Genomic DNA, 25,528 nt, shown 5'->3' with positions numbered 1-25,528 from the left:
CACCAAGATGTATCGCATCTTCAGGCAAAACGAGTGACCCATATTTGTGGGTAAACCTCAGGTTGCCAACGGGGGGGCGTCCAGAGTATAACGTCAGCGTAGTCAAAACCGACGCCACCTTTCAATTCGTTTGCATTCCGCGATGTCTGCCAAGTTTTATTTTTATTTCTTTTGGCATCTCAGGCCGCTGGCGGACCGAGAGGGTGGGTGACGGACAAGCGAATCACCCCCACATTCCCGAAAAACCGCCAGCCCGCCTGGCGGTTTTTTTTCGCCAGGCGCCAGGCCTCGAACACCGCGCGCGAGGCGCGTACCGTTGAACCGGAGAACCATGATGGCCCTGCACAACACCGATGATGTCCGCATCCGCGAGCTTAAGGAATTGCTGCCGCCCGCGCACCTGTTACGGGAGTTTCCCTGTGAGGAGCGCATCGCCGACCTGATCTTCAATGCTCGCCAATCACTGCATCGGATCTTGCATGGGATGGACGACCGGCTCATCGTCGTGATTGGCCCGTGCTCGATCCACGACACGCGTGCGGCACTGGAGTACGCACAGCGCCTAGTGGAGCAGCGTAAGCGCTTTGCCGGCGAATTGGAAATCGTGATGCGTGTGTACTTCGAAAAGCCACGCACGACTGTGGGCTGGAAGGGGTTGATCAACGACCCTTACCTGGACAACAGCTTCAAGATTAACGACGGATTACGTACCGCGCGCGAACTGCTGGTGCAAATCAACGCGCTCGGGCTGCCGGCCGGCACGGAGTACCTGGACATGATCAGCCCGCAGTACATCGCCGACTTGATCTCGTGGGGCGCAATCGGCGCGCGCACCACCGAATCGCAGGTGCATCGGGAACTGGCCTCCGGATTGTCGTGCCCGGTTGGCTTCAAGAACGGCACCGACGGCAACGTAAAAATCGCGGTCGACGCGATTAAGGCCGCTTCGCAGCCGCACCATTTTCTGTCGGTGACCAAGGGCGGTCATTCGGCGATCGTATCGACCGCTGGCAACGAGGACTGTCACGTCATCCTGCGCGGCGGCAAAACCCCGAACTATGATGCGGCAAGCGTCGAGGCCGCATGCTCCGCGATCGGCAAGTTGGGGCTGGCTGCGCGATTAATGATCGATGCAAGCCATGCGAATAGCGAAAAGAAGCACGAAAACCAAATTCCGGTCTGCGCAAACATCGGCCGGCAAGTCGCCGCCGGCGACGAGCGCATCATCGGCGTGATGGTGGAGTCCCATCTGGTCGCGGGACGCCAGGATTTGAAGGACGGCTGCGAGTTGACCTACGGTCAAAGCGTCACTGACGCCTGCATCGGCTGGGACGATAGCGTGAGAGTGCTCGAAGAACTAGCCGAAGCGGTCCGGCAACGGCGCATCGCGCGCGACAGCAGCAACTAACGCGGGCGGCAACGCTGCTACAGCGGCGATTGATCGGAGATAACCCCTTACCGGCAACAACGATCGGCCGGCGACAACCACTCACCGGCAATGGCGATCGACCAGCGACGGCCACTCACCGGCCACGGCGATCGACCAGCGACAGCCACTCACCGGCCACGGCGATCGACCAGCGACAGCCACTCACCGGTCACGGCGATTCATCGCAATGGCGATCGACGGCGGCGGCCATTGACGGACGACGGAGCATAAGCGTGCGCCGCAATGGGCTGGCGAACACCATGCCGTGATGCCAGCATGAGCAGCCCCTTACGGCCGCTCATGTTGCCACAGCACCTCCGGCTGGCCCGTCGCGTCATTGAGCACGCGGGCCAGGACGAACATCAGGTCAGATAGGCGGTTCACATACTGCCGCAGTGCAGCATCGACGGCTTGTTCATGGCCAAGCGCGACGATCGTGCGCTCGGCCCGCCGGCAAACGGTACGGCACAGATGCGACAACGCGGCCGAGCGCGAGCCGCCGGGCAAGACAAACTCACGCAGCGGCGGCAGTTGCGCATTGAAGTGCTCGAGCCAGCCGTCGAGCCGGGCGACATGCTCGCTGACGATCATCACCTCGCCCGGCATGCATAGCTGCGCACCGACATCGAATAAATCGTGCTGCACCGCAACGAGCACCTCCCGCACACGGGCCGGCAACGTTTCGGCCAGCAGCACGCCCAGCGACGAATTCAGCTCGTCTACGTCGCCGATCGCCGCGATGCGTGTATCGTCCTTGGCCACGCGGCTTGCGTCCCCCAGACCGGTGGTACCGTCGTCACCCGTTCGCGTGACAATCTTGCTCAAGCGGTTTCCCATCATGGCTCCTGTGATTGACGAGCAGATCGAGGGCAGTTTGCCATATCAGGGCAGCTTGCCGTGTCCGCCGCGCATTATAGTGGCGTGCACGCCACCACGCGGTCTCGTCCGGCGCGCCGCCTCGCGATGCAAGCGGCTTGGGCGATGCACATTGGCTTAAAATAGTAAATTAGTTGACCAGCTTGCCTGCCATGCGTTCAGGAGACCACCCCGTGACTCATTCGATTGCGCGTGCCGCCGTGCGCAAGCCCTTCCCCCCATCCCTGCTCGACGCGCTCAAGGACACATTCGGTGAGCGCGTTTCGGTCGCCGAAGCGGTGCGCGCGCACCATGGGCGCGACGAGTCGATGTTCGATCCGCAGTGGCCGGATGCAGTCGTCTACGCCCGCACGGCGCAGGAGGTCGCGACCATTGTCGCGCTGTGCGCGCAGTATGAGGTGCCAGTGATTCCGTATGGCAACGGCTCGTCGCTTGAAGGACATCTGCTCGCGGTGCAGGGCGGCGTGACGATCGATCTGTCCGAGATGAACCACGTGTTGTCGATCGACGCGCACGATCTGACGGCCACCGTGCAAGCCGGTGTGTCGCGCAAGGCGCTCAATGACGCGTTGCGCGACACTGGCTTGTTCTTTCCGATCGACCCCGGCGCCGACGCGAGCATCGGCGGCATGGCCGCCACGCGCGCCTCGGGCACGAATGCGGTCCGCTACGGCACGATGCGCGAGAACGTACTGGGCTTGACGGTGGTGCGGGCCGATGCACGCATCATCCACACGGGCTCGCGCGCGCGCAAGTCGTCGGCGGGCTACGATCTGACACGCCTCTTTGTTGGCTCCGAAGGCACACTTGGCGTGATCACCGACGTCACCGTACGCCTATACCCGTTGCCTGAGGCAATTTCCGCGGCCGTGTGTGCATTTCCAAGCATGGGCGAGGCCGTGCGCACCGTGATCGAGACGATCCAGCTCGGCGTGCCGGTGGCGCGCGTGGAATTCGTCGACGCGCTCGCGATCCGTGCGATTAACCGCCACTCGAATCTAACGTTGCCGGAGATGCAAACGCTGTTCTTCGAGTTCCACGGCAGCGAGACCGGCGTGCGTGAGCAGGCGCAGACGGTGCAGGACATAGCTGCGCAACATGGCGGGCAAGGCTTCGAATGGGCCACCCGCCCGGAGGAGCGCAGCCGGTTGTGGAACGCGCGGCACAGTGCATACTTTGCGATGTTGCAGTTGCGCCCCGGTTGCCGTGCGCTGACCACCGACGTGTGCGTGCCTATCTCGCAGCTGGCTGAATGCGTCGAACAGACAGAGGCGGACCTGAAGCAATCGTCACTGCTGTGCCCGATCGTGGGCCACGTCGGCGATGGCAACTTCCACGTCGCGATGCTGATCGACCCCGCTAGTCCAGCCGAGATCCATGAGGCGGAGCAGTTGAACCAGCGGATCGTGTCACGCGCGCTGCGCTTTGGCGGCACATGCACCGGCGAGCACGGCGTCGGCCTGCACAAGATGGATTTCCTCGTGGACGAGCATGGCGCGGATGCCGTTGACACGATGCGAGCGATCAAGCACGCGCTTGATCCGCACAATCTGATGAATCCCGGCAAGATCTTCGCCTTTCACGGACCGCACTAGACACGTCGCGCGGAGCATGCCATGAACGCTTCAGTCGAACCGTCCCCGGAAGCCATCGCGGCGCGACAACGCGAAGTGGTTCAGGCGCTGACGACGGTGTTGCCCCCGCACTGCCTACTATATCGCGACGAGGATACGGCACCGTACGAATGCGATGGGCTTGCCGCGTATCGGCAGCTGCCACTCGCGGTGGTGCTGCCCGAGACAGAATTGCAAGTGCGGCGCGTGCTGCAGACATGCCACCGGCTCGACGTGCCGGTGGTGCCGCGCGGCGCCGGCACGGGTCTGTCCGGTGGCGCGATGCCGCTGCGCGATGGCATCGTGCTGTCGCTCGCGCGCCTCAACAAGATCATCAACATCGATCCCTACGCGCGTACCGCGACGCTCCAGCCTGGTGTGCGCAATCTGGCGATCTCGGAGGCGGCCGCGCCATACGGGCTGTACTACGCGCCGGATCCCTCATCGCAGATCGCCTGCACGATCGGAGGCAATGTGGCCGAGAATGCTGGCGGCGTGCATTGCTTGAAATACGGCTTGACCGTACATAACGTGCTGCGCGTGCGCGCGATCACGATGGAGGGCGACCTGGTCGAATTCGGCTCACTGGGCCCAGATTGTGCGGGGCTGGACCTGCTGGCGGTGCTGATCGGCAGCGAAGGCATGTTTGCCGTCGTCACGGAGGTGACGGTCCGGCTGCTCCCAAAGCCGCAAATGGCGCAGGTCATCATGGCCAGCTTTGATGACGTAGTCAAGGGCGGCGCCGCGGCCGCGGCGATCATCGCGGCCGGCATCGTGCCCGCGGGCCTCGACATGATGGACCAGTTGGCCACGCATGCGGTGGAGGAATTCGTGCAGGCCGGCTACGACCTAAAGGCGCAGGCTATTCTGCTGTGCGAATCCGACGGCACTCCCGACGAGGTCGCCGACGAGATCGAGCGCATGACTGCGGTGCTGCATGCGCATGGTGCGACGCGGATCCAGATCTCGCGCTCGGAGACGGAGCGGCTCAAGTTCTGGTCCGGGCACAAGAATGCATTTGCGGCCGCGGGGCGTATCTCGCCGGATTACTATTGCATGGACGGTACCGTGCCGCGGCGGGCGATCGGGCCACTGCTCGCGCGCATCGCCGAGATGGAAAAGCAATACGGGCTGCGCTGCATGAACGTCTTCCATGCGGGCGACGGCAACATGCGTTCGCTGATCCTATTTGACGGCAACGATCCCGATGAGTGGCGGCGCGCCGAGGCATTCGGTGCGCAAATGCTGGAAACCTGCGTGGGGCTCGACGGCACGATCACCGGCGAGCATGGCGTGGGCATCGAGAAGACCGATGCGATGTGCGTGCAATTCTGTGCTGAGGAGCGTGATGCGCTCCTCGCGGTTAAGCGCGCGTTCGACCCGCCAGGGCTGCTGAATCCGGGTAAGGACATCCCGACGCGGGCGCGCTGTGCCGAGTACGGCAAAATGCGGGGCCATCAAGGTTTGCTGCCGCATCCCGAGTTGCCGAGGCGCTGACACGATGACGCAGATGCCGCATCCATACGCGAGCCTGCGCTCGCAAGTCACGCAAGCCAGCGAGCGCGGCGTGCCGCTGCAGATCCGCGGCGGCGGCACAAAGTCGTGGTATGGCCAGAACATCGAGGGGGAAGTGCTCGATACGCGCGAGGTAAGCGGCATCGTCGCTTACGATCCGGCCGAACGGGTGATCACCGCGTACTGCGGCACGCCGTTGGCCGACATCGAAGCGGCACTGGCTGAACATCGTCAGATGCTCGCATTCGAGCCGCCGCACTTCGGTCGTGGCGCGACGATCGGCGGCTGCATCGCCGCCGGCCTAGCTGGCCCACGCCGTGCCAGCGCGGGCGCGGCGCGCGACTTCGTGTTGGGTGCAACCGTGATGAACGGACGCGGCGACATGCTGCGCTTGGGCGGGCGCGTGACGAAGAATGTCGCCGGCTACGATATCGCGCGGCTGATGGCCGGCTCACTCGGCACACTCGGCCTGCTGCTGGACGTGTCGTTGAAAGTGCTGCCGCGCCCGCAGGCAGAGTTGACGCTAAAGTTCGACATGAACGGCACCGACGCGGTACGCAAGCTCAACGAATGGGCCGGCCGGCCGCTGCCATTGACGGCCAGTGCGTGGCGCAACGGCACGCTGGCGTTGCGTCTGGGCGGCGCGGACAGTGCGCTCAAGAGCGCGCGCAACACGCTCGGCGGCGAAGTGATCGACGCGGTGGAGGCCGAGCGCTTCTGGACCGGGCTACGCGAGCAGACCGATGCGTTCTTTCGGATCATTCCCGCCGACGCGGCGCTATGGCGCCTATCGCTGCCGTCGATCACCGAACCGCTACAATTACCCGGAGTCCAGTGGATGGAATGGGGGGGCGCGCAGCGCTGGTGGGTCACCGATACCGATGCGCAGACGGTGCGCATGGCGGTGCGGCAGGCCGGCGGCCATGCGACGCTGTTTCGCTGCGGTTCGCGCTACAATCGTAACGTTGGCGTGTTCACTGCGCTGCCGTCGCCGCTGATGAGCATTCATCGCCGCCTGAAAGCGGTATTCGACCCGGCACGCATCTTTAATCGTGGCCGGCTCTATCCGGACCTCTGACCGTTGCGATGCAGACCCATCTCGCGGACTTCATTCGCCATACACCGGACGGCAACGAGGCCCATGCCATCCTGCGTCAATGCGTGCATTGCGGTTTGTGCACGGCGACCTGCCCTACCTATCAAATCCTCGGCGACGAACTGGACGGCCCGCGCGGGCGCATCTATTTGATCAAGCAAATGCTCGAGGGCGCGCCGGTCACGCGGAGCACACAGTTGCACCTGGACCGCTGTCTGACGTGCCGCAATTGCGAGACGACTTGTCCGTCCGGTGTGCAGTACGGGCGACTGGCACATATTGGGCGCAAGCTCGTCGAGCAGAAGGTGCCGCGCCGCTGGCGCTCGCGGCTCGTACGGCGCCTGCTGGCAAGCTTTCTGCCGAATGCGACACTGTTCACGCCGGCGATGCGGCTCGTACAACATTTGCGCCCGCTGCTGCCCAAGCGACTGCGCGCCAAGGTGCCGCTACGGCAACATCCGCGCGCGTGGCCGACAGCGCGGCACCGGATCAGGATGCTGATGCTGACCGGCTGCGTGCAGCCCGGCATGATGCCCAACATCAACGTCGCGACCGCGCGCGTGCTCGACACACTCGGCATCGAGCCGGTCGTGGCCGACGACGCTGGCTGCTGCGGTGCCATCCGGCTGCACTTGGGGTACCACGCGCAGACGCTCGATGACGCACGCCGCAACATCGACGCATGGTGGCCCCACATCGAGCAGGGCGCGGCGGCCGTCGTCATCAATGCCTCCGGGTGCGGCGCGACGATCAAGGAATACGGGCACCTGTTGCGGGACGATCCAGCCTACGCTCATAAGGCGGCACACGTGGCCAGCTTGGCACAAGACCTGGCCGAGCTGCTGCCCCGCTATGAAGCCGAGCTTGCGTGCCGCATACGCCGGCGTGACGTACATACGGTTGCCTACCACCCGCCATGCACGCTGCAGCATGGGCAGAAAATTACCGGGCGCGTCGAGCGGCTACTCCAGGCGCTCGGGTTGGAGGTGCGTGTACCATCCGACGCACACCTTTGCTGCGGCTCGGCCGGCACGTACTCGGTGCTACAGCCGGCGCTGTCCTACACGCTGCGCAACCAAAAGCTTGAACGCTTGTCGGCACTTGAGCCACAGATGATCGTCTCAGCGAACGTGGGCTGCATTGCGCATCTGCAAAGCGGCACGTCAACGCCGGTCGCGCATTGGATCGAACTCGTCGATCGCCTGCTGTCTGATTAAACCCTTCCCCGTTCCACGTCATGTCCACCCTCATTGCGCCACATCTGGACGAAGTTTGCCGACGCATTGCCGCGGTGGCTGCGGCCGCCGGCCGCGATCCGGCGAGCGTACAATTGCTCGCCGTATCCAAAACCTTTCCAGCCGACGCCATACGCGCTGCCCACGCGGCGGGCCAACAGGCGTTCGGTGAAAACTATGTGCAGGAAGCGTTGGACAAAATCGCCGCCCTGCAGCCGTTGCGTGCATCGCTCGAATGGCATTTCATTGGACCGCTGCAGTCAAACAAGACGCGGCCGGTCGCCGAGCAGTTCGATTGGGTGCATTCAGTCGATCGACTCAAGATCGCGCACCGGCTGTCCGAGCAACGGCCCACCCACCTGCCGCCGCTCAATGTCTGCGTGCAGGTGAATGTCAGCGGCGAGGCGTCCAAGCACGGCGTCGCGCCCGATGATGTGGCCACGCTGGCGCGCGACGTTGCGGCGCTGCCCCGGCTACGGCTGCGCGGACTGATGTCGATCCCCGAGCCCGTGTCCGGACTGCACGCCCAGCGCGCGCCGCATCGGCGATTGCGTGAACTATTCGATGCTGTCAATGCGCAAGGCCTCGGCCTGGATACGCTGTCGATGGGCATGTCGGCCGATCTGGACGCGGCTATTCTCGAAGGCGCGACGATCGTGCGGGTCGGCACCGCGATTTTCGGCCCACGAACCTACCCCACTCACTGAACGAGATCCTTATGAAAATTGCATTCATCGGCGCAGGCAACATGGCCGCTGCCCTGATCGGTGGGCTGCTCAAGCGTGGCATCCCGGCCGCTGACCTGTACGCCATCGACCCATCGGCCGACGCGCGCGCACGCTTGACGCAGCAGCACCCAATACGTACCGGCGAGGCGGCCGACGCGTCGCTCGACGACTACGATGCCATCGTCATTGCGGTCAAGCCCCAGGTGATGAAAGCCGTGGTCGAATCGCTCGTGCCGTGGTTGCGTGCGCAGCTCATCATCAGCATTGCCGCCGGGATCCGCGCTGCGGACATCGCGCATTGGCTCAACGGCTACCAGCGCGTGATACGCACGATGCCCAATACCCCGGCGCTGATCGGCAGCGGGGTGACCGGCCTGGCAGCGCTGCACGGTGTCGATGATGCCGGCCGGGCACTCGCCGAGCGGGTGCTGCGCGCGGTAGGCGAGATCGTGTGGTGCGACGATGAATCGAAAATCGATGCGGTGACGGCCATTTCGGGCAGCGGCCCAGCCTACGTGTTCTACTTCATTGAGGCCCTGCAGCGCGCCGCGCGCGAGCTGGGACTCGATGACGAGCAGGCACGCGCGCTGGCGCTCGCCACGTTCACCGGCGCCGCCCAACTGGCCGCACAGTCAGGCGAGCCTGCCAGCGTGCTGCGCGAGCGCGTGACCTCGAAAGGTGGCACGACGGCCGCCGCGCTCGAGTCCTTCGAGGCCGACGGCATCGGTGCGGCGATCGTACGCGGCGCGTTGGCGGCCCACGCCCGGGCAATTCAAATGGGCGACGCGTTCGGCAAGCAATGAGCAGGCGCCGCGCGCTCAAAGCCCCATGCTAGCATAGTGCACGGCGATGCCGGCGAACAGGATACCGCCGAGCCAGTTGTTGTGCATGAACGCCGCAAAGCACCGCATCCGGTCGCGGTCGCGGATCAACGTGTAGTGGTACACCGCACAGCCGAGCGCGCCCGCCCATCCGGCCCAGTACGCAACGGACCCGTGCAGCGCATAGCCGATCCATGCATAGATGCCCAGCATCGCTGCGTAGCACAGCATCACGGCCAGCACGTCGAAGCGGCCGAACGTCAACGCGGACGTGCGAATGCCGATCTTGATGTCATCATCCCGGTCCACCATCGCGTAGGCAGTATCGTAAGCGACCGACCAGAACACGTTCGCCAGCAGCATCAGCCACGCGAGCGGCGGCACTTGGTCCTGGATCGCGGCGAATCCCATCGGAATCCCAAAGCCGAACGCAATGCCCAGGTAGGCCTGCGGAATCGCGAAAAAGCGCTTCATAAACGGATACGTACCCGCCACGAACAGCGCCGCGACGGAGAGCCACTTGGTCAGCGCGTTTAGCGGCAGGATCAGCAGGAACGACACCAGCGCAAGCGCGGCCGCCACGGCAAGGGCTTTCCACGGGGCGATCTGACCCGACGTGAGAGGGCGATCCTGCGTGCGCTTCACATGCTTGTCGAAATCCCGGTCTGCGTAATCGTTGATCGCGCATCCGGCCGAGCGCATCAGAACAGTGCCAATCGCGAAGATCGCAACGATATGCGCAGGGGGATGGCCATCGGCCGCTATCCATAATGCATTCAGCGTCGGCCATAGCAGCAGCACGCTGCCGATCGGCTTATGCAGCCGCAGCAGGCGGAAATACAACGGCAGGCGCAAGGTTAGCGCGGACATCATGCAGCACTCGGATCGAAACGTCATGACCCGTTATTCTAGGCGAAAACGCACGGCGTGGCCTGCCGCACCACGTGCTCCAGTCACGCCGCATGCCGCGCCAGGCTTGCGGTACACGAAGCGGCATGGGATGTATCAAGCGGTGAAACGTCTCTTCGGCTGCAACGGTCAGTTGACCGCGGCGGGTAGCTCAAGCTTATGCGTACCGGGTAACGCGCACGCGCGAATCGCATCGCAGATCGCATCGATCGCCGGCATCCGCGTGAAGCTCTTGCGCCATGCCAGCACCACGCGCCGGTCCGGCTGCGGCTCGGTAAACGGCACGTAGCTGAGCAGGCCGTTGTCCACGCCGCTTGCATGCGCGCGTACCTCCTGCACCGAGGTGCGCGGCAGCACGGTGATGCCCACGCCGCTGGCCACCATGTGGCGGATCGTCTCCAACGAGCTGCCCTCGAACGTCTTCTGAATCCCGTCTGCGTTTTGCGAAAAGCGCATGAGTTCTGGGCACACGCCCAGCACATGGTCTCGAAAGCAATGGCCGCTGCCCAGCAGCAACATTGTTTCCTGCTTCAGGTCCTCGGCATTGATTGCGTTGCGCCGCTCCCACGGGTGCCCCGCAGGAAGCGCGACCACAAACGGCTCGTCATACAGCGGACGGACCATCAAGCCGGTTTCCGGGAACGGCAGCGCCATGATCGCGACGTCAATCTCGCCCTGCTTGAGCAGTTCGATCAGCTTCAGCGTGAAGTTCTCCTGCAGCATCAGCGGCATCTGCGGCACCGTCTCGATCATCTGCTTGACCAGCGCCGGCAGCAAATAGGGGCCGATCGTATAGATCACGCCGAGCCGCAGCGGCCCGACCAGCGGATCCTTGCCCTGCTTGGCGATTTCCTTGATCGCGAGCGTCTGCTCAAGCACACGCTGCGCCTGGGTAACGATCTGCTCACCGATCGGCGTGACGCTGACCTCGCTGGTACCGCGCTCGAAGATCTGAACGTTCAGTTCGTCCTCGAGCTTCTTGATCGCGACCGACAACGTCGGCTGGCTGACGAAACATGCCTCCGCGGCCCGGCCAAAATGGCGTTCCCGGGCAACGGCAACGATGTACTTGAGTTCGGTGAGCGTCATTATCGACTAATCGAGGCGATACTTTCGATAGATTTTCTCTTATACGCGTTGCCGGCCCGTTTGCCAAGGGGGCCTTTACCTGCCCCCATTTCCCCACCCTCATCGGGATGGCCGGCAGCGCGCAGGCAGACGCCACGCGCGAAACCCGGGCACGCCGTCGCCGGCTTCATTGCCTTCATACCACCTGCATCCGCTGCCCGCGCTCACCCCTTCACCCCTTCACGCCTTCACGCCTTCACGCCTTCAAGTACTGCTCGCGGCTGCCGAGCCAACGTGTCAAGTGCGCGGCGGCGGCCTGCGGATACTCGCCCAGCAGCCGCTCGGCCGCGCGCCGTGCCGGCTCGATCAGCCAAGCATCCTGCTCGATGTCTGCAAAGCGCAGCATCGCTGCGCCGGATTGCCGCGCGCCGAGGAATTCGCCGGGGCCGCGGATCTCCAGGTCCCGACGCGCGATCTCGAAACCGTCCGTGGTCTCGCGCATCGTACGCAGTCGTTCGCGCGCCGCCAACGACAGCGGGCTGGCGTACATCAGCAGGCACACCGACGACTGGCTGCCCCGGCCGACCCGGCCGCGTAATTGGTGCAATTGCGCGAGGCCGAAGCGCTCCGCGTGCTCGACTACCATCAACGACGCATTGGGCACATCGACGCCGACCTCAATCACCGTGGTCGCTACCAGCAAATGGATCTCATTGCGGGTAAAGCGCGCCATCACGTCGGCCTTGTCGGCTGCCGCCAGGCGACCATGCACCAGTCCCACCTGCAACTGCGGCAGCGCGGCAACGAGCGTCTCATAAGTGTCCACGGCAGTCTGCAATTGCAACGCCTCGCTCTCCTCGATCAATGGGCACACCCAGTACACCTGACGTCCAGCCAGGGCGGCCTCGCGCACGCGGGCAATCACTTCATCGCGACGCGCATCCGATACCAGCTTGGTGAGCACCGGCGTGCGCCCTGGTGGTAACTCGTCGATCGTGGACACGTCCAGGTCCGCGTAGTACGTCATCGCGAGCGTGCGCGGAATCGGCGTCGCGGACATCATCAATTGATGCGGCTGGAACCCCGACACCGCGGCTTCGGCCTGCGCCTTCGCGCGCAAGGCAAGCCGCTGTTCGACGCCAAAGCGGTGCTGCTCGTCCACGATCACCAAACCAAGCCGAGCAAATTTCACCGCCTCCTGGATCATCGCATGCGTGCCGATCACCAGCGGCGCGTCGCCGCTGGCCACCGCCTCCAATGCGGCGCGCTTATCGCGCGCCTTCAGGCTGCCGGCCAGCCACGCCGTGCGCACACCAAGCGGCTCGAGCCAGCCGCGCAGTTTGCGCGCATGTTGTTCGGCCAGCAACTCGGTGGGGGCCATCAGCGCCGCCTGGTAGCCGGCATCGATCGCCTGCGCCGCCGCCAGCGCGGCGACCACTGTCTTGCCGCTGCCCACGTCCCCCTGCAGCAGTCGCTGCATCGGATGCGCCGCGGCCAGGTCCGCCGCAATTTGCTCGCTGGCCCGCTGCTGCGCGCCGGTCAACTGGAACGGCAGCGCGGCATGCAACCGCGTGACGAGCGCGTCGCGATCGGCGGCGGGACGGCGTGCCATCGCCGGTGCGGCGCGCAAACGCCGCTCGTCATGCGCGCGTTTGAGCGACAATTGCTGCGCGAGCAACTCCTCGAATTTGATCCGCAACCACGCCGGATGGGTCCGCTCCATCAGGGCGGCCTCATCCGCATCCGCACGCGGGTGATGCAGCGTGCGCACCGCATCGGCCAACGACGGCACCCCAAGCGGGGCCAGGAACGCGTCGGCGATCTGCGGCGGCAGCAACTCCGGCAATGGCGTGCGTTGCAGCGCGCTGTCGATCGCGCGGCGCAAATACGCCTGCGACACGCCAGCTGTGCTCGAGTACACAGGCGTCAACGCGTCGGGCAACGGCGTGTCGTCTTCAACCACGCGGTATGCCGGATGGACCATTTCCATCCCGAAGAAGCCCCCCCGCACGTCGCCACGCACGCGCAAGCGCGCGCCAGACGCCAGTTGCCGGGCCTGGGAGCCCCAAAAGTTCAGAAACCGCAGCATCAGCACATCGCCGTGCTCGTCGCGCAGCCGTACCAACATCTGGCGGCGTGGCCGGTAGGCGATTTCGTTGTCCACCACTTCGCCCTGGACCTGCGCGGTCATGCCTGGCAGCAGTTGGCCAATCGGCGTCAGCGTCGTCTCGTCCTCATAGCGCATCGGCAAATGCAGCACCAGGTCGATGTCGCGCACCAGCCCCAGCCGAGCCAGTTTGTCGCTCGGCTTGGCACCCGACTTGCCGGCGGGCTGGGTCGAAGCCTTGCCAGCAGGTTTAACGGCGGGACTGTCGGCAGCTTGGGCCGCCGTGTCATCCGCGGCTTGGACCGCAGCCGTGTCGCCGACCATGGCCGCCGGGAGGCGCTTGCGTGCCGACGGCCCGGCGCCGCGGCGCGCAGGCGCAGCGGCGCCGCCTGCGCTGGCATCGCCAGGCACGGCGTCGGGTTCACCTGATCGCGGTAACACCAGCTGCGGATGACGGGACAAAGACATCGGGCTATCGCAAGTACAATATCGATTTTATTGGCACGGCCCTGCATTGTGCATCAGGGTAGCGCAGTTGCGCGAGCGTGCCGTTGCGCTACCCGTCCCATTTCATGTACACGCTGTCCGATTTCGATTTCGATCTGCCCCCGGAGCTGATCGCACAACATGCGTTGCCCGAGCGCAGCGCGAGCCGCCTGCTCGAAGTCACGCCAAGCGGTGCACTGCTGGACCGCCATTTCGGTGAGCTGCCGGCTTGCCTCGAGCCCGGCGACCTGCTGGTGTTCAACGACACGAAAGTGCTCAAGGCCCGCTTTGACGGGATCAAGGCGAGCGGCGGACGCGTCGAGGTACTGATCGAGCGCGTGACCGGTCCGCGTACCGCGCTCGCGCAAATCCGTGCGAGCAAGCGCCCCGCGCCGGGTTCGACAATCCGGCTCGCAGACGCCTTCGACGTGACCGTCGGCGAGCGCGTCGAGCCATTTCATACGCTGCATTTCCCGCACGATTGCATCGAATTGATTGACCAGCATGGCCGGTTGCCGCTACCGCCCTACATCGAGCACACGCCCGACACGTATGACGAGGCACGCTATCAAACCGTGTTCGCGACGACGCCAGGCGCGGTCGCGGCGCCCACCGCCGGCCTGCATTTTGATGCGCCAACACTGGCCGCGCTGGACGCGCGCGGCGTGCGCCGCGCGACGTTGACGCTGCACGTGGGTGCCGGCACGTTCCAGCCGGTGCGCACCGACGACATTGCGCAGCACAAGATGCACAGCGAGTGGTACAACATCCCGCCAGCGCTCGTCGAGGCCATCGAGGCCACGCGGGCTGCGAAACGCTCGGTGATCGCGGTTGGCACGACGTCGATGCGCGCACTGGAGGCGGCAGCCCGCGATGCCGAGCGCGATGGCCGTGAACTGCATGCGGTCCGTGCTGAAACGGATATCTTCATTACGCCCGGTTACCCGTTCCGCGTCATCGACCGGCTCGTGACGAACTTTCATTTGCCCAAGTCGACGCTGCTGATGCTGGTGTCCGCGTTCGCCGGTGTCGAGCCGATCCGCCGCGCGTACCGCCACGCGATCGCGCAACGCTACCGTTTTTTCAGCTACGGCGACGCGATGCTGCTCACGCGGGCCGCATCCGTCGCACAGCGATGACCCGACATCGCCACCCGCGCTCGCCATCATCGCGCACCGCCCACGAGCCCGCCCTAAACCCATCATGTTGAAATTTGACCTCTTGCGCACCGATGGCCTCGCACGACGCGGCCGACTGACGCTGAATCACGGCACGATCGACACGCCGATCTTTATGCCGGTCGGCACCTATGGCACGGTCAAGGCCATGGCACCACGCGAACTCGAGGACATCCGCGCGCAGATCATCCTAGGCAACACGTTTCATCTATGGCTGCGCCCAGGGCTCGACACGATCACCGCGCATGGCGGCTTGCACCGCTTCATGGGCTGGCAACGGCCGATCCTGACCGACTCCGGCGGCTTCCAGGTGTTCTCACTTGGCGAGCTGCGCACAATCACCGAGGATGGCGTGACGTTCGCGTCGCCGATCAACGGCGACCGGCTGTTCCTGTCACCCGAGGTGTCGATGCAGGTGCAAAAGGTGCTGAACTCCGACATCGTGATGCAATTCGACGAGTGCACCCCGTACGCGACCGATGGCGTACCCACCTCGCATGATGCCGCGGCACGCTCGATGCAGATGTCGCTGCGCTGGGCCAAACGCTCGCTCGACGAATTCAGGCGCCTTGCCAATCCAAACGCGCTGTTCGGCATCGTGCAGGGCGGCATGTACGAAGCACTGCGCGACGAATCGCTCGCGGGGCTATCGGACCTCGGCTTTGATGGCTACGCGATTGGCGGCCTGTCAGTTGGCGAACCGAAGGAGGACATGCTGCGCGTGCTACAACACATCGGCCCCAGGCTGCCGCTCGACAAGCCGCACTATTTGATGGGGGTTGGCACGCCGGAGGACCTGGTGGCCGGCGTGGCCGCCGGCATCGACATGTTCGACTGCGTGATGCCCACACGCAACGCGCGCAACGGCTGGCTATTCACGCGGTTCGGCGACCTGAAGATCCGCAATGCGATGCACCGCAACGACACGCGGCCGCTGGACGAAAGCTGCGTCTGCCATACGTGCCGCCACTTTTCGCGCGCGTACCTGCATCACCTGCATCGCGTCGGTGAAATCCTCGGCGCGCAACTGAACACAATCCACAATCTGCATTACTACCTGAACCTAATGCAGGAGATCCGCGATGCCATCGAGGCGGGAACGTTCAACGCGTTCGTGACGCGCTTTCACGCGGACCGCGCACGCGGCGTCGAATAGCGGCTCGCTCGCGCGCTTAAGCAGGCGCCGAGCATCGCAGCGCCGGATCCGGCACTGCCCCCGTGGGCGCGATGCGGGTACCGGTGCGCCCACTTGGCGGCGCGACGCAGGCAGAGGTCGCACAGCGATGCTGCACAAGCTCGCGCACCACGTCGGCGATGTCGGCCGACAAGCGTTGCAACGCCCGCCGATGACCGACCACTAGCGCCTCATAGCCGGCCGCAACGGGCTCCTCGATCGTGCTGTGGCATGTCACGGGCACCCCGTCGGGCAACGCGCGCACGCTCCACGTCGCCTCCAGGCCGGCGTGCGCACCGGGCGCCGATTCGAAGCGCTGCACGTTGACGTGAATCCGGAACACCGGTGAAGTGGCCGGATGCGGCGTGCGATAGACATCGATCGCGCCGAGCGCGCGACTCACCTCGTCGGACAGCGCGCGGCCCATCTCGTCAGACAACGGCGCGCTCCACCGCTCGTGCTCGAGCAACGCTACCTGGCCCGGTCCGGTCGTGACGACGAATTGGGAGCGAGCCACTTGCTGCGGCACGTCAACCGGCATCAACTCGATATAGAACTGCGCTGGCGCCGCACGCGGCGCCCCGCGTGCCGGCCCCGCCAGCGTATAGAAGCGATCGGGCACCACACTGCCACACGCACTCGCGAGCAACGCCGCCGCGCACAGGGCGGCAAGCGGCGCGATGTGTGCGATGCAGCGCCGCGGAGATCGACACGACTTCATGGTTGATCCCTCCCCTTACCGCGTAGCAGCGATTCAGGATGACGTTCGAGATAGTCCGACAGCGCATTGAGCGACTGCAGCGTACGCGTCAACTGTTGCAGCGCCTGCCGCACATCGGTCTGCAGCGGCGAATCCTGTTGCAGCGACGACTGTGCAGCATGGAACGTTCGCTGCGCCGTACTCAACGTGTCCTTGGCCTGCGGCGCAAGTTGGGTATCGAGTTGCTTGAACAGGCTGTTGGCACGCTTCAGCGTGCTGTTCAAGCGCACGCCGATCTCGTCGAACGGCACCTTGTCAAGCTTCTTCGCAATGTCGGCCACTTGCAGTTGCAGTTCGTCCAGCGTATTGGGCACAGTCGGCAACTCGATCGGCGAGTGGCTCATGTTCACCTTGGCCGGCGGTGCATTCGGGAACAGGTCCAGCGCGACGTATAACTGGCTGGTGATCAGGTTGCCAGTGCGCAACTGGGCCCGCAGCCCCGATTTCACCAGATTCTCGATCATCGTCGCGCGCGCTCGCATGCCGCCGGTGCGCGCCGCTTCGCGCACGCGCGGCCCGAGCCGATCCGGATACAGCTCGACGGTCACCGGCATCAAGAACGCGTGCTTCACCGGATCGTAATCGATGCCGATTGAGCGCACCTGGCCCAGTACGATACCGCGGAAATCAACTGGCGCGCCGACCGACAGGCCGCGCAGCGACTGGTTGAAGTTCAGCACGAACGGCACCGCCTCGCCGTCCGACGCCCGCATTGCATCGGCTTCATCGCTCGCCAGGCGGAAATGAGCGTCATTGCGCGCTTGTGCACCCACCGGCTCGCTTGGCGGCGATTGGAACGCGATGCCACCAATCACCATGGCTGCCAGCGATTGCGTATTGAGCTTAAAACCGCCTGAATCGAGCCGCAGGTCGACGCCGCTCGCATGCCACCAGCGCGTGTTCTCACCGACGTACTGATCATAGGGCGCATTGACAAATACTTGCATCGTCACGCCGGTGCCATTCGGGTCGAGACTGTAGCCCACCACCTGCCCGACCTGCACGCGCCGATAGAATACCGGCGAGCCGATATCCACCGACCCCAGGCTGTCGCCGTGCAGCACGAATTGGTGCCCGCTCTGATCACGCGTAATTGGCGGCGGCTGTTCGAGTCCGAGGAATTGCTTGCGCGTTTCCCGAGAACGGCCAGCGTCCACGCCAATATAGGCGCCCGAGAGCAGCGTATTCAGTCCTGATACGCCGCTGGCTGCCACGCGCGGCCGTACGACCCAGAAGCGCGTGTCGTCAACGGCGAAGCCCTCGGCCTGCTTGGTCAACTCGACGGTCACGAGCACGGTGGCCAGGTCCTTGGACAGCGTGATGGTCTTCACCGCGCCGATCACCACGTCTTTGTATTTAACCTGCGTCTTGCCCGGCTCAAGCCCTTCGGCCGTCCTGAACGTGATGGTGATCGTCGGCCCGCGCTCCAGCACCGTCTTCACAAACAGCGACACGCCGACCAGCGCGGCGATCAGCGGAATCACCCAGACCAGCGACGGCAGCCAGCGGCTCGTGCGCTGCACAACCGGCTCAGGCAAATGCAGCGGCACGCCACCGTCAGCCGCCCCAAGCGGGTCGCCCGGCCCCGCCTCCGGCGAGCCGGTCCCGGTGGCGTTGTTTTTGTTATTCATGTTCCTTTCCTGACGATTCGATGTTGTCCCAGATCAGGCGGGGATCGAACTGCATCGAGGCGATCATCGTGAGTACGACGACCACGCCGAACGCAACCGCACCGGGTCCAGCGGTAATTTCCGCGAGCGAGTGGAAGCGCACCAGCGCGACGGTCAGCGTGATGACGAAAATATCCAGCATCGACCAGCGGCCGATCGCCTCGACGCCGCGATACAGCCGCGTGCGCTGCAACGGCCGCCATCTCGAACCGATTTGGGCCGTGACGGTCAGCAGCGTCAGCACAGCGAGCTTGAGCATCGGCACGAGGATGCTCGCCACGAATACGATCACGGCCAGCGGCCAGTCGCCAGAGGTCCAGAAATAGACAACGCCAGACATGATCGTATCGTCCTGCGAGCCAAGCAACGACGACGTATGCATCACCGGCAGCAGATTCGCCGGCACGTACATGATCGCCGCAGCAATTAAGAACGCGTACGTGCGCGCAATCGAATCCGGCTTGCGCACATGCAGCGTCGCGCCGCAACGCGCACAGCACTGCCTCTGGCTGGTGCGCACCAACGGCGACACCAGCCCGCACGCATGGCACGTCACCAGGCCAGCGCGCCGCGCGCTCGGGTAGGTCGTGCGCGGCGCGCTCATGAATGCCTCGCCGCGCGGCTGCACGTGGTGACGCCTTCGTCGAGTCGGTCCGCGACGTCCCATAGCACGCGGGGATCGAACGTCACCACCGATGCGATCATCAGCGTCAGCGCGCCAAACGCGAACAGCGCTGCTTCCGGGCGCATGTCCGCCAGGCTCGACAGCTTGACCAGCGCGACGAGAATGCCGAGCATGAATACCTCGATCATGCCCCACGGCCGGATCCACTGGATCATCCGCAACAACTCGTCGAACGCATACGGGCGAATGCCAGCGCGCAACGAGAACAGCAAGTAAAGCAGCGCACACAATTCGGCGAGCGGAAACAGCGTCGTGGAGCACAGCACGAGCACCGCGATCACCTGGCTGTTTTCAGCCCACAGCGCGGCAATGGCGGCGGCCAGCGTAGTCTGCGTGACGATCCCGTTGGTCTCCAACTGAACGATCGGCGCGGCCTGCGCAATCACGAACGTGATCAACGCGGCAAGCGTCATCGCGCTCACTCGGTCCAGCCGCCCGGACAGGCCACGATACAACACCGCGCCACAACGAGCGCAGCGCGCGACTGTGCCCGGATGCAGTGCGCGCTTGTAATGCAGCGCGTCGCACTGGTGACACGCAATCAGCTCGGTAGGGTCCATACGGGTTCGACGGTTCCGGTAAGCGCCATACGGCGGTCCATCTTAGCAAAGCATAGCGCCGGCGTTGCCTCGTTTAGCGTGAGGATGGATTCGAGCCAATACTACTGCATTGTTTCCTACGAGGAGAGACTGACTTTCATGCCGTCCGCTAACGTTGCACGGCATTACCAAACCGCTGAAGCTGACGCTGGACTCGTTCCAATGTAAGCAGCATCCGATGCTCAAACGCTGGTGGTGCGGCGCCGATGCCAAGGCTAGCGTCAACCGCGCTGACTTCGGGCTGGACTATGGTCAGTCCTACGGCTTCAACATGCAGACCACGCTCCAGATCCAAGTCGAAGGCATCAAGCAATAGTGAACGCGACCGGGCGAGCGGCTTGAGCCGCGTCGCGTGCAACCGATGCGGCAAGGCAAACCCCGTTTGGCCCTTTTTAACGGTTGAAATCTGACGGCGTTACCGCTAAGGTGAGGCGCACGCAGGCACCGGCGCCAAAAAATCATTGTGAGTACAACGACCAGGCGACGGCATTCGTCAACGCAGTTCATAGAATAAGGGACTCGCATGGGTGCATCTGTCTCATTGTCGTCCGTTACCCCGACCGTGCAGCCGAAGGTGTGGCGCGCAGTGGCCGCTGCCTCGATCGGCAACGCACTCGAATGGTTCGATCTGGTCGCCTACGGCTTCTTTGCCGTTGTCATCTCCCGGCAATTCTTCCCGGCCGGCAACGACACGATATCGTTGCTGCTCACCTTGGGCACGTTCGGCGTATCGTTCTTCATGCGACCGCTGGGCGCCATCGTGCTCGGCGCTTATGCGGACCGCGCCGGCCGCCGGGCCGCGCTATCGCTGACGATCTTGCTAATGATGGCCGGCACGCTAATCATCGCGGTGCTGCCCAACTACGCGACCATCGGCCTGGCCGCGCCGCTGATCCTAGTCATCGCGCGATTGCTGCAAGGCTTTTCCGCCGGCGGCGAGTTCGGCAGCGCCACTGCGTTCCTGGCTGAGCATATGCCGCAGCGCCGTGGCTTTTTCTCCAGCTGGCAAGTCGCCAGCCAAGGGCTCACGACGCTGCTCGCAGCCAGCTTCGGCGTCGTACTCAATGGCAACCTGTCATCCGCGCAAATGGATGCATGGGGTTGGCGGATCCCATTTTTCTTTGGGCTGTTGATTGGGCCGGTGGCATGGTATATCCGCAAGCACGTCGATGAGACGCCCGAGTTCGTCGCGGCCGAGATGTCGAGCAAGACCACGTTGACACCCGTGCGCGATACCCTCGCGACGCAGAAGGAGCGTTTGCTGATCGCCATCGGCGTGGTGATTCTAGCCACCGTGTCGACGTATGTCGTGCTGTTCATGCCGACCTTCGCGGTGAAGCAACTCGGCCTACCGGCGTCGGCGTCGTTCGCCGCGATCCTGTTGACCGGCATGATCCAGTTGGTCGTGTCGCCACTGGTGGGCCACTGGTCCGACCAGCATGGCCGCACCGGCATCATGCTCGCCTCAGCGATCGCGATTCTCGTGCTGATCTACCCTGCGTTTGCGACGCTGGTCTCGCATCCGACCTTGGCAACGCTGCTGGTCGTGCAAATCATCTTCGGCTTTTTGATGAGCGGCTATTTCGCAACGCTGCCTGGGTTGCTGTCGGAGATTTTCCCGGTCAGTACTCGTACGACCGGGCTGTCGCTGTCGTACAACATCGCCGTGACGATCTTCGGCGGCTTTGCACCGTTCATCATCTCGTGGTTGATCGCATCGACTGGCACCAAGGTGGCGCCCGGCTTCTACATGATCTTTGCGGCCGCGATCAGCATCGTCGCGCTGTTTGCGGTGCGCTTGCGACTCGCGGTGCGCTGAACGCGCGAGCCGGTTGCAGCGGTTGCAGCAGTTGTAGCGGTTGGCCAGTCCGAGCTGTCACGGACCAGCCAACACGCCGCGCAGGGCGGCGAGCGCGGCTACACCTGCGCGCCGGCGTTCGGATCGTTGGGGTCGTAGCCCGTCTTCTTTTCCTTGATCAGGTCTTCGCGCTTGACGCCAAGCCACATCGCCAGCGCCGCTGCGACGAACACCGACGAATAGATGCCGAACAGGATACCGATGGTCAGCGCCAGCGCGAAATAGTGCAGCGTCAGGCCGCCAAACAAGAGCATCGACAACACCATCATCTGCGTCGAGCCGTGCGTGATGATCGTGCGCGACATCGTGCTCGTGATCGCATGATTGATGACCTCGGTGACCGTCATCTTGCGCTCACGCCGAAACGTCTCGCGAATCCGATCGAAAATGACCACGGACTCGTTGACCGAATAGCCAAGCACCGCGAGCACCGCGGCCAGCACCGATAGCGAGAACTCCCACTGGAAGAACGCAAAAAAACCCAGGATGATCACGACGTCGTGCAGGTTCGCGATGATCCCGGCGATCGCATATTTCCATTCGAAGCGAAACGACAGGTAGATCACGATGCCCACGACCACGCACGCGAGCGCAAGCAACCCGTCAGTCGCAAGCTCCTTGCCCACCTGCGGCCCGACGAACTCCACGCGTTGCAGCTTGATCTGCGCGTCAAGCTCGTTCAGCGCGGCCATCACCTGATCGCTTTGCTGCGCCGACGACAGCCCTCCCTTCAACGGCAGACGAATCAGCACGTCACGCGACGTGCCAAAGGTCTGTACCTGCGCATCGGCATAGCCGATCTTGTCCAGCGCGCCGCGGATTGGGTCGACTTGCGCGGCTTGCGGCGTGTGGATTTCTAGCACCGTGCCGCCGGTAAATTCGACGGACAAATGTAAACCACGATGCAGCAGAAAGAACACCGCGAGAAGGAACGTCACGAGCGAGATCACGTTGAAGATCAACGCCCGCTGCATGAACGGAATGTCTTTGCGAATCCGGAAAAATTCCATGAGGGTCTCCGAGCGTGGTCAGCGGGACTGGCCCGGCTTGGTCGGCGCATCATGTTGCGGTGTGCGCTCCGATGGGGGCGCATCGCCGGGCCGCGGCGCCGCTGGCGCATTGCGCCGTACCGCGCGCTTCGGACCCGGGCGCTTGGCGTCCGAAGTACGCGGCAGCGCCTGCGCCGCGCCGCCCGCCCCCTGCTGAGCAGATTCGGCGTACGCGGCCAGCGTGCCTTCCGGACGCCATACCTGGCCAATGGCCAACGACTTGAGCTTCTTCTTGCCGCCGTACCACAGGTTCACCAGCCCCCGTGCGAAGAACACGGCGGAGAACATCGATGTCAGGATGCCGATGCAGTGCACGACCGCAAAGCCGCGCACCGGCCCGGAGCCGAACGCAAGTAGCGCCAGCCCGGCAATCAGCGTCGTGACATTCGAATCCAGGATCGTCGCCCATGCATGCGAGAAGCCATTCTGGATCGCCAGTTGCGCAGGCGCGCCGCGACGCAGCTCCTCGCGAATGCGCTCGTTGATCAGCACGTTCGCGTCGATCGCCATGCCCAGTGCCAGCGCGATCGCCGCGATGCCGGGCAATGTCAGCGTCGCCTGCATCATCGACAGCACCGCGACGAGCAGCAGCAGGTTCACCGACAACGCAATCACCGAGATCAGTCCGAACAGCATGTAGTACGCGATCATGAACACCGCAATCGCAGCGAACCCGTACTGCACCGAGTCGAAACCCTTTCTAATGTTGTCCGCGCCCAGGCTCGGTCCAATCGTGCGCTCCTCGATGATCTCCATCGGCGCGGCCAGCGAACCGGCGCGCAGCAACAGCGCGAGATCGGTCGCCGCCTGGGGCGTCGGCTGGCCGGTGATTTGGAAATTTTCGCCCAGCTCGGACTGGATCGTCGCCACCGTCAGCAACTCGCCCTTATTCTTCTCGAACAGCACGATCGCCATCGGCTTGCCGATGTTGTCGCGCGACACGTCGCGCAGCACCCGTCCGCCGCGCGCATCGAGGCGGATCTTCACGGCCGGACGCTGGTGCTCGTCGAAACCGGCCGACGCGTCGGTGATCCGGTCACCGGTGAAGATCACTTGTTTCTTCAGGTACACCGGCGCGCCGTTGCCCTGCGTGAACAGGTCATCACCGACCGGCACCGGGTCGTTGATGTTGCGCACCGGATTCTGATAATCGGCCATGCGAGCCTCGAGCGTCGCGGTCCGCCCGATGATGTCCTTGGCCTTTGCGGTGTCCTGCACACCGGGCAGTTCAACAACGATCCGGTCCGCGCCCTGTTGCTGCACGATCGGCTCGGCGACGCCAAGCTCGTTGACTCGGTTGTGCAGCGTTGTGATGTTTTGCTTCAGCGCGCTGTCCTGCACCGTTTTTTGCGCGGCTGGTGTAAACGCGCCCACCACCTGATAGCCGCCGGCGGCCGGCTGTACTTGCCAGGTCAACTCAGTGACGTTGTCCGACAGCAACTGGCGCGCGCGGTTCGCGACGTCCTGATCAACGAAGTTGACCACCACTGTCTGGCCCACGCGGTTCACGCCGCCAGCGCGGATCGACTTGTCGCGCAGTAGCGTACGCGCATCAGCTGCGTCCGCATCGAGTTTCTTATTCAGCGCACCGGCCAAATCCACCTGCAGCAGGAAGTGCACGCCGCCGCGCAGGTCCAGCCCCAGGTACATCGGCAGCGCGTGCAGCGACGCTAGCCAGCGCGGCGACGCCGATTGCAGGTTCAGCGCGACGATATAAGTCGGATCCGCCGGATCGGCATTGAGCGCCTTTTGCAGTAGGTCCTTCACGCGCAGTTGCGTGTCGGTGTCCTTCAGGCGCACGCGGATATTCGCGTTTTGACTCGCGTTGTCGAACGTCACGTCGTCCGCCTGCACGCCGTTCGCGGCGAGCGTCGACTCGACGGTATTGAGCACCGACGAGTCCAGCTTGACCGTCGCCTTGCCGCTGGACACCTGCACCGCCGGCGCCTCGCCGAAGAAGTTGGGTAGCGTGTACAGCAAGCCGATGGCAAGCGCCACCAACATCACGACGTATTTCCAGAGGGGATAGCGATTCATGGAATGACTGGACAGGAGGAGTTCTGCGCGACGCTCGCCGGGCCGTGTCCGCTTCGACGCGCGCTCGGCGCACCAGGCGCCGTGCCGCGCGGACCGGACACACGCCGGCGATCAGAGCGACTTGATCGTGCCCTTGGGCAGGATCGCCGAGACCGCGCTCTTTTGCACGGTGACCTCGACGCCGTCGGACAACTCGACGCCAACATAGGCCTCGCCGACCTTCGTGACTTTGCCCACGATGCCGCCGGAGGTGAGCACTTCGTCGCCCTTGGTCATCGCGGCAAGCATGTTCCGGTGCTCCTTTTGCCGCTTCATCTGAGGACGAATCATGAAGAAGTACAGCACCGCGATCATCAGGATGAAGAAGCCGTACGTCTGGATGAAGCCGGCGGCACCGCCTGCGGCGGGTGCAGCCTGGGCGTACGCATTGGAAATGAACACGTGGGTCTCTCCGTGGTAGAAGGTCGAAATAGCCGGGCATTCTACCATCTGCCCCAGGACGGCAAAGCACCCTCTGGCGGCTGTACGGGCCGATGCGGCGGACGCGGCGGCGCCCACAGCCAGGCGCCTCGGGATCCGGGGCTGCCCCACCCGTCGCGTGGCCACGTACAATACGCACTGGTCCGTTTTGCGCC

General features: G+C 64.1%; 21 protein-coding genes and 1 pseudogene. 11 read left to right on the top strand and 11 right to left on the bottom strand.

Going from position 1 to position 25,528, the window contains the following annotated elements:
- Positions 1 to 334: 334 nt before the first annotated feature.
- A complete protein-coding gene (gene aroG / locus KPG66_RS01680) occupies positions 335 to 1,408 on the top strand; it encodes a 3-deoxy-7-phosphoheptulonate synthase AroG (RefSeq protein ID WP_237069819.1) in 1,074 nt (357 codons plus the stop codon).
- 309 nt (positions 1,409 to 1,717) lie between these two features.
- On the opposite strand, the gene KPG66_RS01675 is transcribed toward aroG, so the two are convergent.
- The gene (locus tag KPG66_RS01675; RefSeq protein ID WP_237069818.1) at positions 1,718 to 2,269 is read right to left on the bottom strand and encodes a cob(I)yrinic acid a,c-diamide adenosyltransferase; all 552 of its coding nucleotides are present in this window, start codon (positions 2,267 to 2,269) and stop codon (positions 1,718 to 1,720) included.
- A 209-nt stretch (positions 2,270 to 2,478) separates the two neighbouring features.
- Here KPG66_RS01675 and KPG66_RS01670 point away from each other — a divergent pair, with 209 nt between their 5' ends.
- The 6 genes from KPG66_RS01670 to proC are packed head-to-tail and all read left to right on the top strand — an operon-like array spanning position 2,479 to position 9,295.
- Entirely contained in the window at positions 2,479 to 3,900 is a 1,422-nt protein-coding gene (locus tag KPG66_RS01670; protein ID WP_237069817.1) for an FAD-binding oxidoreductase, read from the top strand.
- Between the two features lie 21 nt (positions 3,901 to 3,921).
- Entirely contained in the window at positions 3,922 to 5,415 is a 1,494-nt protein-coding gene (locus KPG66_RS01665) for an FAD-linked oxidase C-terminal domain-containing protein (protein ID WP_237069816.1), read from the top strand.
- 13 nt (positions 5,416 to 5,428) lie between these two features.
- Positions 5,429 to 6,511, top strand: coding sequence for a glycolate oxidase subunit GlcE (glcE, locus tag KPG66_RS01660; protein WP_237069823.1), 1,083 nt, complete (start codon positions 5,429 to 5,431; stop codon positions 6,509 to 6,511).
- Positions 6,512 to 6,519: 8 nt separating this feature from the next.
- On the top strand, positions 6,520 to 7,746 hold the full coding sequence (gene glcF, locus KPG66_RS01655; RefSeq protein WP_237069815.1) for a glycolate oxidase subunit GlcF: 1,227 nt from the start codon (positions 6,520 to 6,522) through the stop codon (positions 7,744 to 7,746).
- A 20-nt stretch (positions 7,747 to 7,766) separates the two neighbouring features.
- Entirely contained in the window at positions 7,767 to 8,471 is a 705-nt protein-coding gene (locus KPG66_RS01650; RefSeq protein WP_013434184.1) for a YggS family pyridoxal phosphate-dependent enzyme, read from the top strand.
- Between the two features lie 11 nt (positions 8,472 to 8,482).
- Positions 8,483 to 9,295: a pyrroline-5-carboxylate reductase gene (proC, locus tag KPG66_RS01645; RefSeq protein ID WP_237069814.1), complete on the top strand. Its 813-nt coding sequence runs from the start codon at positions 8,483 to 8,485 to the stop codon at positions 9,293 to 9,295.
- Positions 9,296 to 9,310: 15 nt separating this feature from the next.
- On the opposite strand, the gene ubiA is transcribed toward proC, so the two are convergent.
- From ubiA to recG, 3 genes are all read right to left on the bottom strand, one after another.
- Positions 9,311 to 10,183: a 4-hydroxybenzoate octaprenyltransferase gene (ubiA, locus tag KPG66_RS01640; protein ID WP_041754020.1), complete on the bottom strand. Its 873-nt coding sequence runs from the start codon at positions 10,181 to 10,183 to the stop codon at positions 9,311 to 9,313.
- 168 nt (positions 10,184 to 10,351) lie between these two features.
- The gene (locus KPG66_RS01635) at positions 10,352 to 11,311 is read right to left on the bottom strand and encodes a LysR substrate-binding domain-containing protein (RefSeq protein ID WP_237069813.1); all 960 of its coding nucleotides are present in this window, start codon (positions 11,309 to 11,311) and stop codon (positions 10,352 to 10,354) included.
- Positions 11,312 to 11,546: 235 nt separating this feature from the next.
- Positions 11,547 to 13,865, bottom strand: a complete 2,319-nt coding sequence (recG, locus tag KPG66_RS01630; RefSeq protein WP_237069812.1) for an ATP-dependent DNA helicase RecG — start codon at positions 13,863 to 13,865, stop codon at positions 11,547 to 11,549.
- Positions 13,866 to 13,969: 104 nt separating this feature from the next.
- Between recG and queA the strand changes: the two genes are divergently transcribed.
- Together queA and tgt are read left to right on the top strand one after the other, a co-directional pair.
- Positions 13,970 to 15,022: a tRNA preQ1(34) S-adenosylmethionine ribosyltransferase-isomerase QueA gene (gene queA / locus KPG66_RS01625; protein ID WP_041754019.1), complete on the top strand. Its 1,053-nt coding sequence runs from the start codon at positions 13,970 to 13,972 to the stop codon at positions 15,020 to 15,022.
- 64 nt (positions 15,023 to 15,086) lie between these two features.
- Positions 15,087 to 16,217, top strand: a complete 1,131-nt coding sequence (gene tgt, locus KPG66_RS01620) for a tRNA guanosine(34) transglycosylase Tgt (protein ID WP_237069811.1) — start codon at positions 15,087 to 15,089, stop codon at positions 16,215 to 16,217.
- A 16-nt stretch (positions 16,218 to 16,233) separates the two neighbouring features.
- Here the strand turns inward: tgt and KPG66_RS01615 are convergent, their stop codons facing one another.
- The 4 genes from KPG66_RS01615 to KPG66_RS01600 are packed head-to-tail and all read right to left on the bottom strand — an operon-like array spanning position 16,234 to position 19,910.
- Positions 16,234 to 16,956 carry a PqiC family protein gene (locus KPG66_RS01615; RefSeq protein WP_237069810.1) on the bottom strand — a complete coding sequence of 241 codons (723 nt, stop codon included), beginning with the start codon at positions 16,954 to 16,956 and terminating at the stop codon, positions 16,234 to 16,236.
- A complete protein-coding gene (locus KPG66_RS01610; RefSeq protein WP_237069809.1) occupies positions 16,953 to 18,626 on the bottom strand; it encodes a PqiB family protein in 1,674 nt (557 codons plus the stop codon). Before KPG66_RS01610 ends, KPG66_RS01615 begins: the two co-directional genes overlap by 4 nt.
- Positions 18,619 to 19,269, bottom strand: coding sequence for a paraquat-inducible protein A (locus KPG66_RS01605; protein WP_237069808.1), 651 nt, complete (start codon positions 19,267 to 19,269; stop codon positions 18,619 to 18,621). The genes KPG66_RS01610 and KPG66_RS01605 overlap by 8 nt, the downstream gene beginning before the upstream one ends.
- Positions 19,266 to 19,910 carry a paraquat-inducible protein A gene (locus KPG66_RS01600; RefSeq protein WP_237069807.1) on the bottom strand — a complete coding sequence of 215 codons (645 nt, stop codon included), beginning with the start codon at positions 19,908 to 19,910 and terminating at the stop codon, positions 19,266 to 19,268. The genes KPG66_RS01605 and KPG66_RS01600 overlap by 4 nt, the downstream gene beginning before the upstream one ends.
- 148 nt (positions 19,911 to 20,058) lie before the next feature.
- On the opposite strand from KPG66_RS01600, the pseudogene KPG66_RS01595 reads away from it, so the two are divergent.
- Both KPG66_RS01595 and KPG66_RS01590 read left to right on the top strand, forming a co-directional pair.
- Positions 20,059 to 20,265, top strand: a pseudogene (locus KPG66_RS01595) (YceI family protein); the annotation flags it as partial.
- A 207-nt stretch (positions 20,266 to 20,472) separates the two neighbouring features.
- Positions 20,473 to 21,768 carry an MFS transporter gene (locus KPG66_RS01590; RefSeq protein ID WP_237069806.1) on the top strand — a complete coding sequence of 432 codons (1,296 nt, stop codon included), beginning with the start codon at positions 20,473 to 20,475 and terminating at the stop codon, positions 21,766 to 21,768.
- Positions 21,769 to 21,866: 98 nt separating this feature from the next.
- On the opposite strand, the gene secF is transcribed toward KPG66_RS01590, so the two are convergent.
- The 3 genes from secF to yajC form a co-directional block, all read right to left on the bottom strand.
- Positions 21,867 to 22,817 (bottom strand): protein translocase subunit SecF, encoded by a 951-nt coding sequence (gene secF / locus KPG66_RS01585; protein WP_013434170.1) that lies wholly within the window; start codon positions 22,815 to 22,817, stop codon positions 21,867 to 21,869.
- Positions 22,818 to 22,835: 18 nt separating this feature from the next.
- Positions 22,836 to 24,893: a protein translocase subunit SecD gene (gene secD, locus KPG66_RS01580; protein WP_237069805.1), complete on the bottom strand. Its 2,058-nt coding sequence runs from the start codon at positions 24,891 to 24,893 to the stop codon at positions 22,836 to 22,838.
- A 111-nt stretch (positions 24,894 to 25,004) separates the two neighbouring features.
- Positions 25,005 to 25,382, bottom strand: a complete 378-nt coding sequence (yajC, locus tag KPG66_RS01575) for a preprotein translocase subunit YajC (RefSeq protein WP_049786336.1) — start codon at positions 25,380 to 25,382, stop codon at positions 25,005 to 25,007.
- Positions 25,383 to 25,528: the final 146 nt, after the last annotated feature.

Source organism: Mycetohabitans sp. B2 (genome assembly GCF_021733735.1).
Lineage (GTDB): Bacteria > Pseudomonadota > Gammaproteobacteria > Burkholderiales > Burkholderiaceae > Mycetohabitans > Mycetohabitans rhizoxinica.
The sequence above is the reverse complement of the archived record's forward strand: the minus strand, read 5'-3'. Positions and strand labels throughout refer to the sequence as shown.

Bases quoted from the DNA above. Each gene is read 5' to 3' on its own strand.
- KPG66_RS01605 (WP_237069808.1), bottom strand. From the start codon at position 19,269: ATGAGCGCGCCGCGCACGACCTACCCGAGCGCGCGGCGCGCTGGCCTG.
- recG (WP_237069812.1), bottom strand. From the start codon at position 13,865: ATGTCTTTGTCCCGTCATCCGCAGCTGGTGTTACCGCGATCAGGTGAA.
- aroG (WP_237069819.1), top strand. From the start codon at position 335: ATGGCCCTGCACAACACCGATGATGTCCGCATCCGCGAGCTTAAGGAA.
- queA (WP_041754019.1), top strand. From the start codon at position 13,970: ATGTACACGCTGTCCGATTTCGATTTCGATCTGCCCCCGGAGCTGATC.
- glcE (WP_237069823.1), top strand. From the start codon at position 5,429: ATGCCGCATCCATACGCGAGCCTGCGCTCGCAAGTCACGCAAGCCAGC.
- secF (WP_013434170.1), bottom strand. From the start codon at position 22,817: ATGGAATTTTTCCGGATTCGCAAAGACATTCCGTTCATGCAGCGGGCG.
- proC (WP_237069814.1), top strand. From the start codon at position 8,483: ATGAAAATTGCATTCATCGGCGCAGGCAACATGGCCGCTGCCCTGATC.
- KPG66_RS01675 (WP_237069818.1), bottom strand. From the start codon at position 2,269: ATGATGGGAAACCGCTTGAGCAAGATTGTCACGCGAACGGGTGACGAC.
- KPG66_RS01590 (WP_237069806.1), top strand. From the start codon at position 20,473: ATGGGTGCATCTGTCTCATTGTCGTCCGTTACCCCGACCGTGCAGCCG.
- KPG66_RS01615 (WP_237069810.1), bottom strand. From the start codon at position 16,956: ATGAAGTCGTGTCGATCTCCGCGGCGCTGCATCGCACACATCGCGCCG.
- secD (WP_237069805.1), bottom strand. From the start codon at position 24,893: ATGAATCGCTATCCCCTCTGGAAATACGTCGTGATGTTGGTGGCGCTT.
- glcF (WP_237069815.1), top strand. From the start codon at position 6,520: ATGCAGACCCATCTCGCGGACTTCATTCGCCATACACCGGACGGCAAC.
- KPG66_RS01650 (WP_013434184.1), top strand. From the start codon at position 7,767: ATGTCCACCCTCATTGCGCCACATCTGGACGAAGTTTGCCGACGCATT.
- KPG66_RS01665 (WP_237069816.1), top strand. From the start codon at position 3,922: ATGAACGCTTCAGTCGAACCGTCCCCGGAAGCCATCGCGGCGCGACAA.
- KPG66_RS01610 (WP_237069809.1), bottom strand. From the start codon at position 18,626: ATGAATAACAAAAACAACGCCACCGGGACCGGCTCGCCGGAGGCGGGG.
- KPG66_RS01635 (WP_237069813.1), bottom strand. From the start codon at position 11,311: ATGACGCTCACCGAACTCAAGTACATCGTTGCCGTTGCCCGGGAACGC.
- tgt (WP_237069811.1), top strand. From the start codon at position 15,087: ATGTTGAAATTTGACCTCTTGCGCACCGATGGCCTCGCACGACGCGGC.
- ubiA (WP_041754020.1), bottom strand. From the start codon at position 10,183: ATGTCCGCGCTAACCTTGCGCCTGCCGTTGTATTTCCGCCTGCTGCGG.
- KPG66_RS01600 (WP_237069807.1), bottom strand. From the start codon at position 19,910: ATGGACCCTACCGAGCTGATTGCGTGTCACCAGTGCGACGCGCTGCAT.
- yajC (WP_049786336.1), bottom strand. From the start codon at position 25,382: ATGGTAGAATGCCCGGCTATTTCGACCTTCTACCACGGAGAGACCCAC.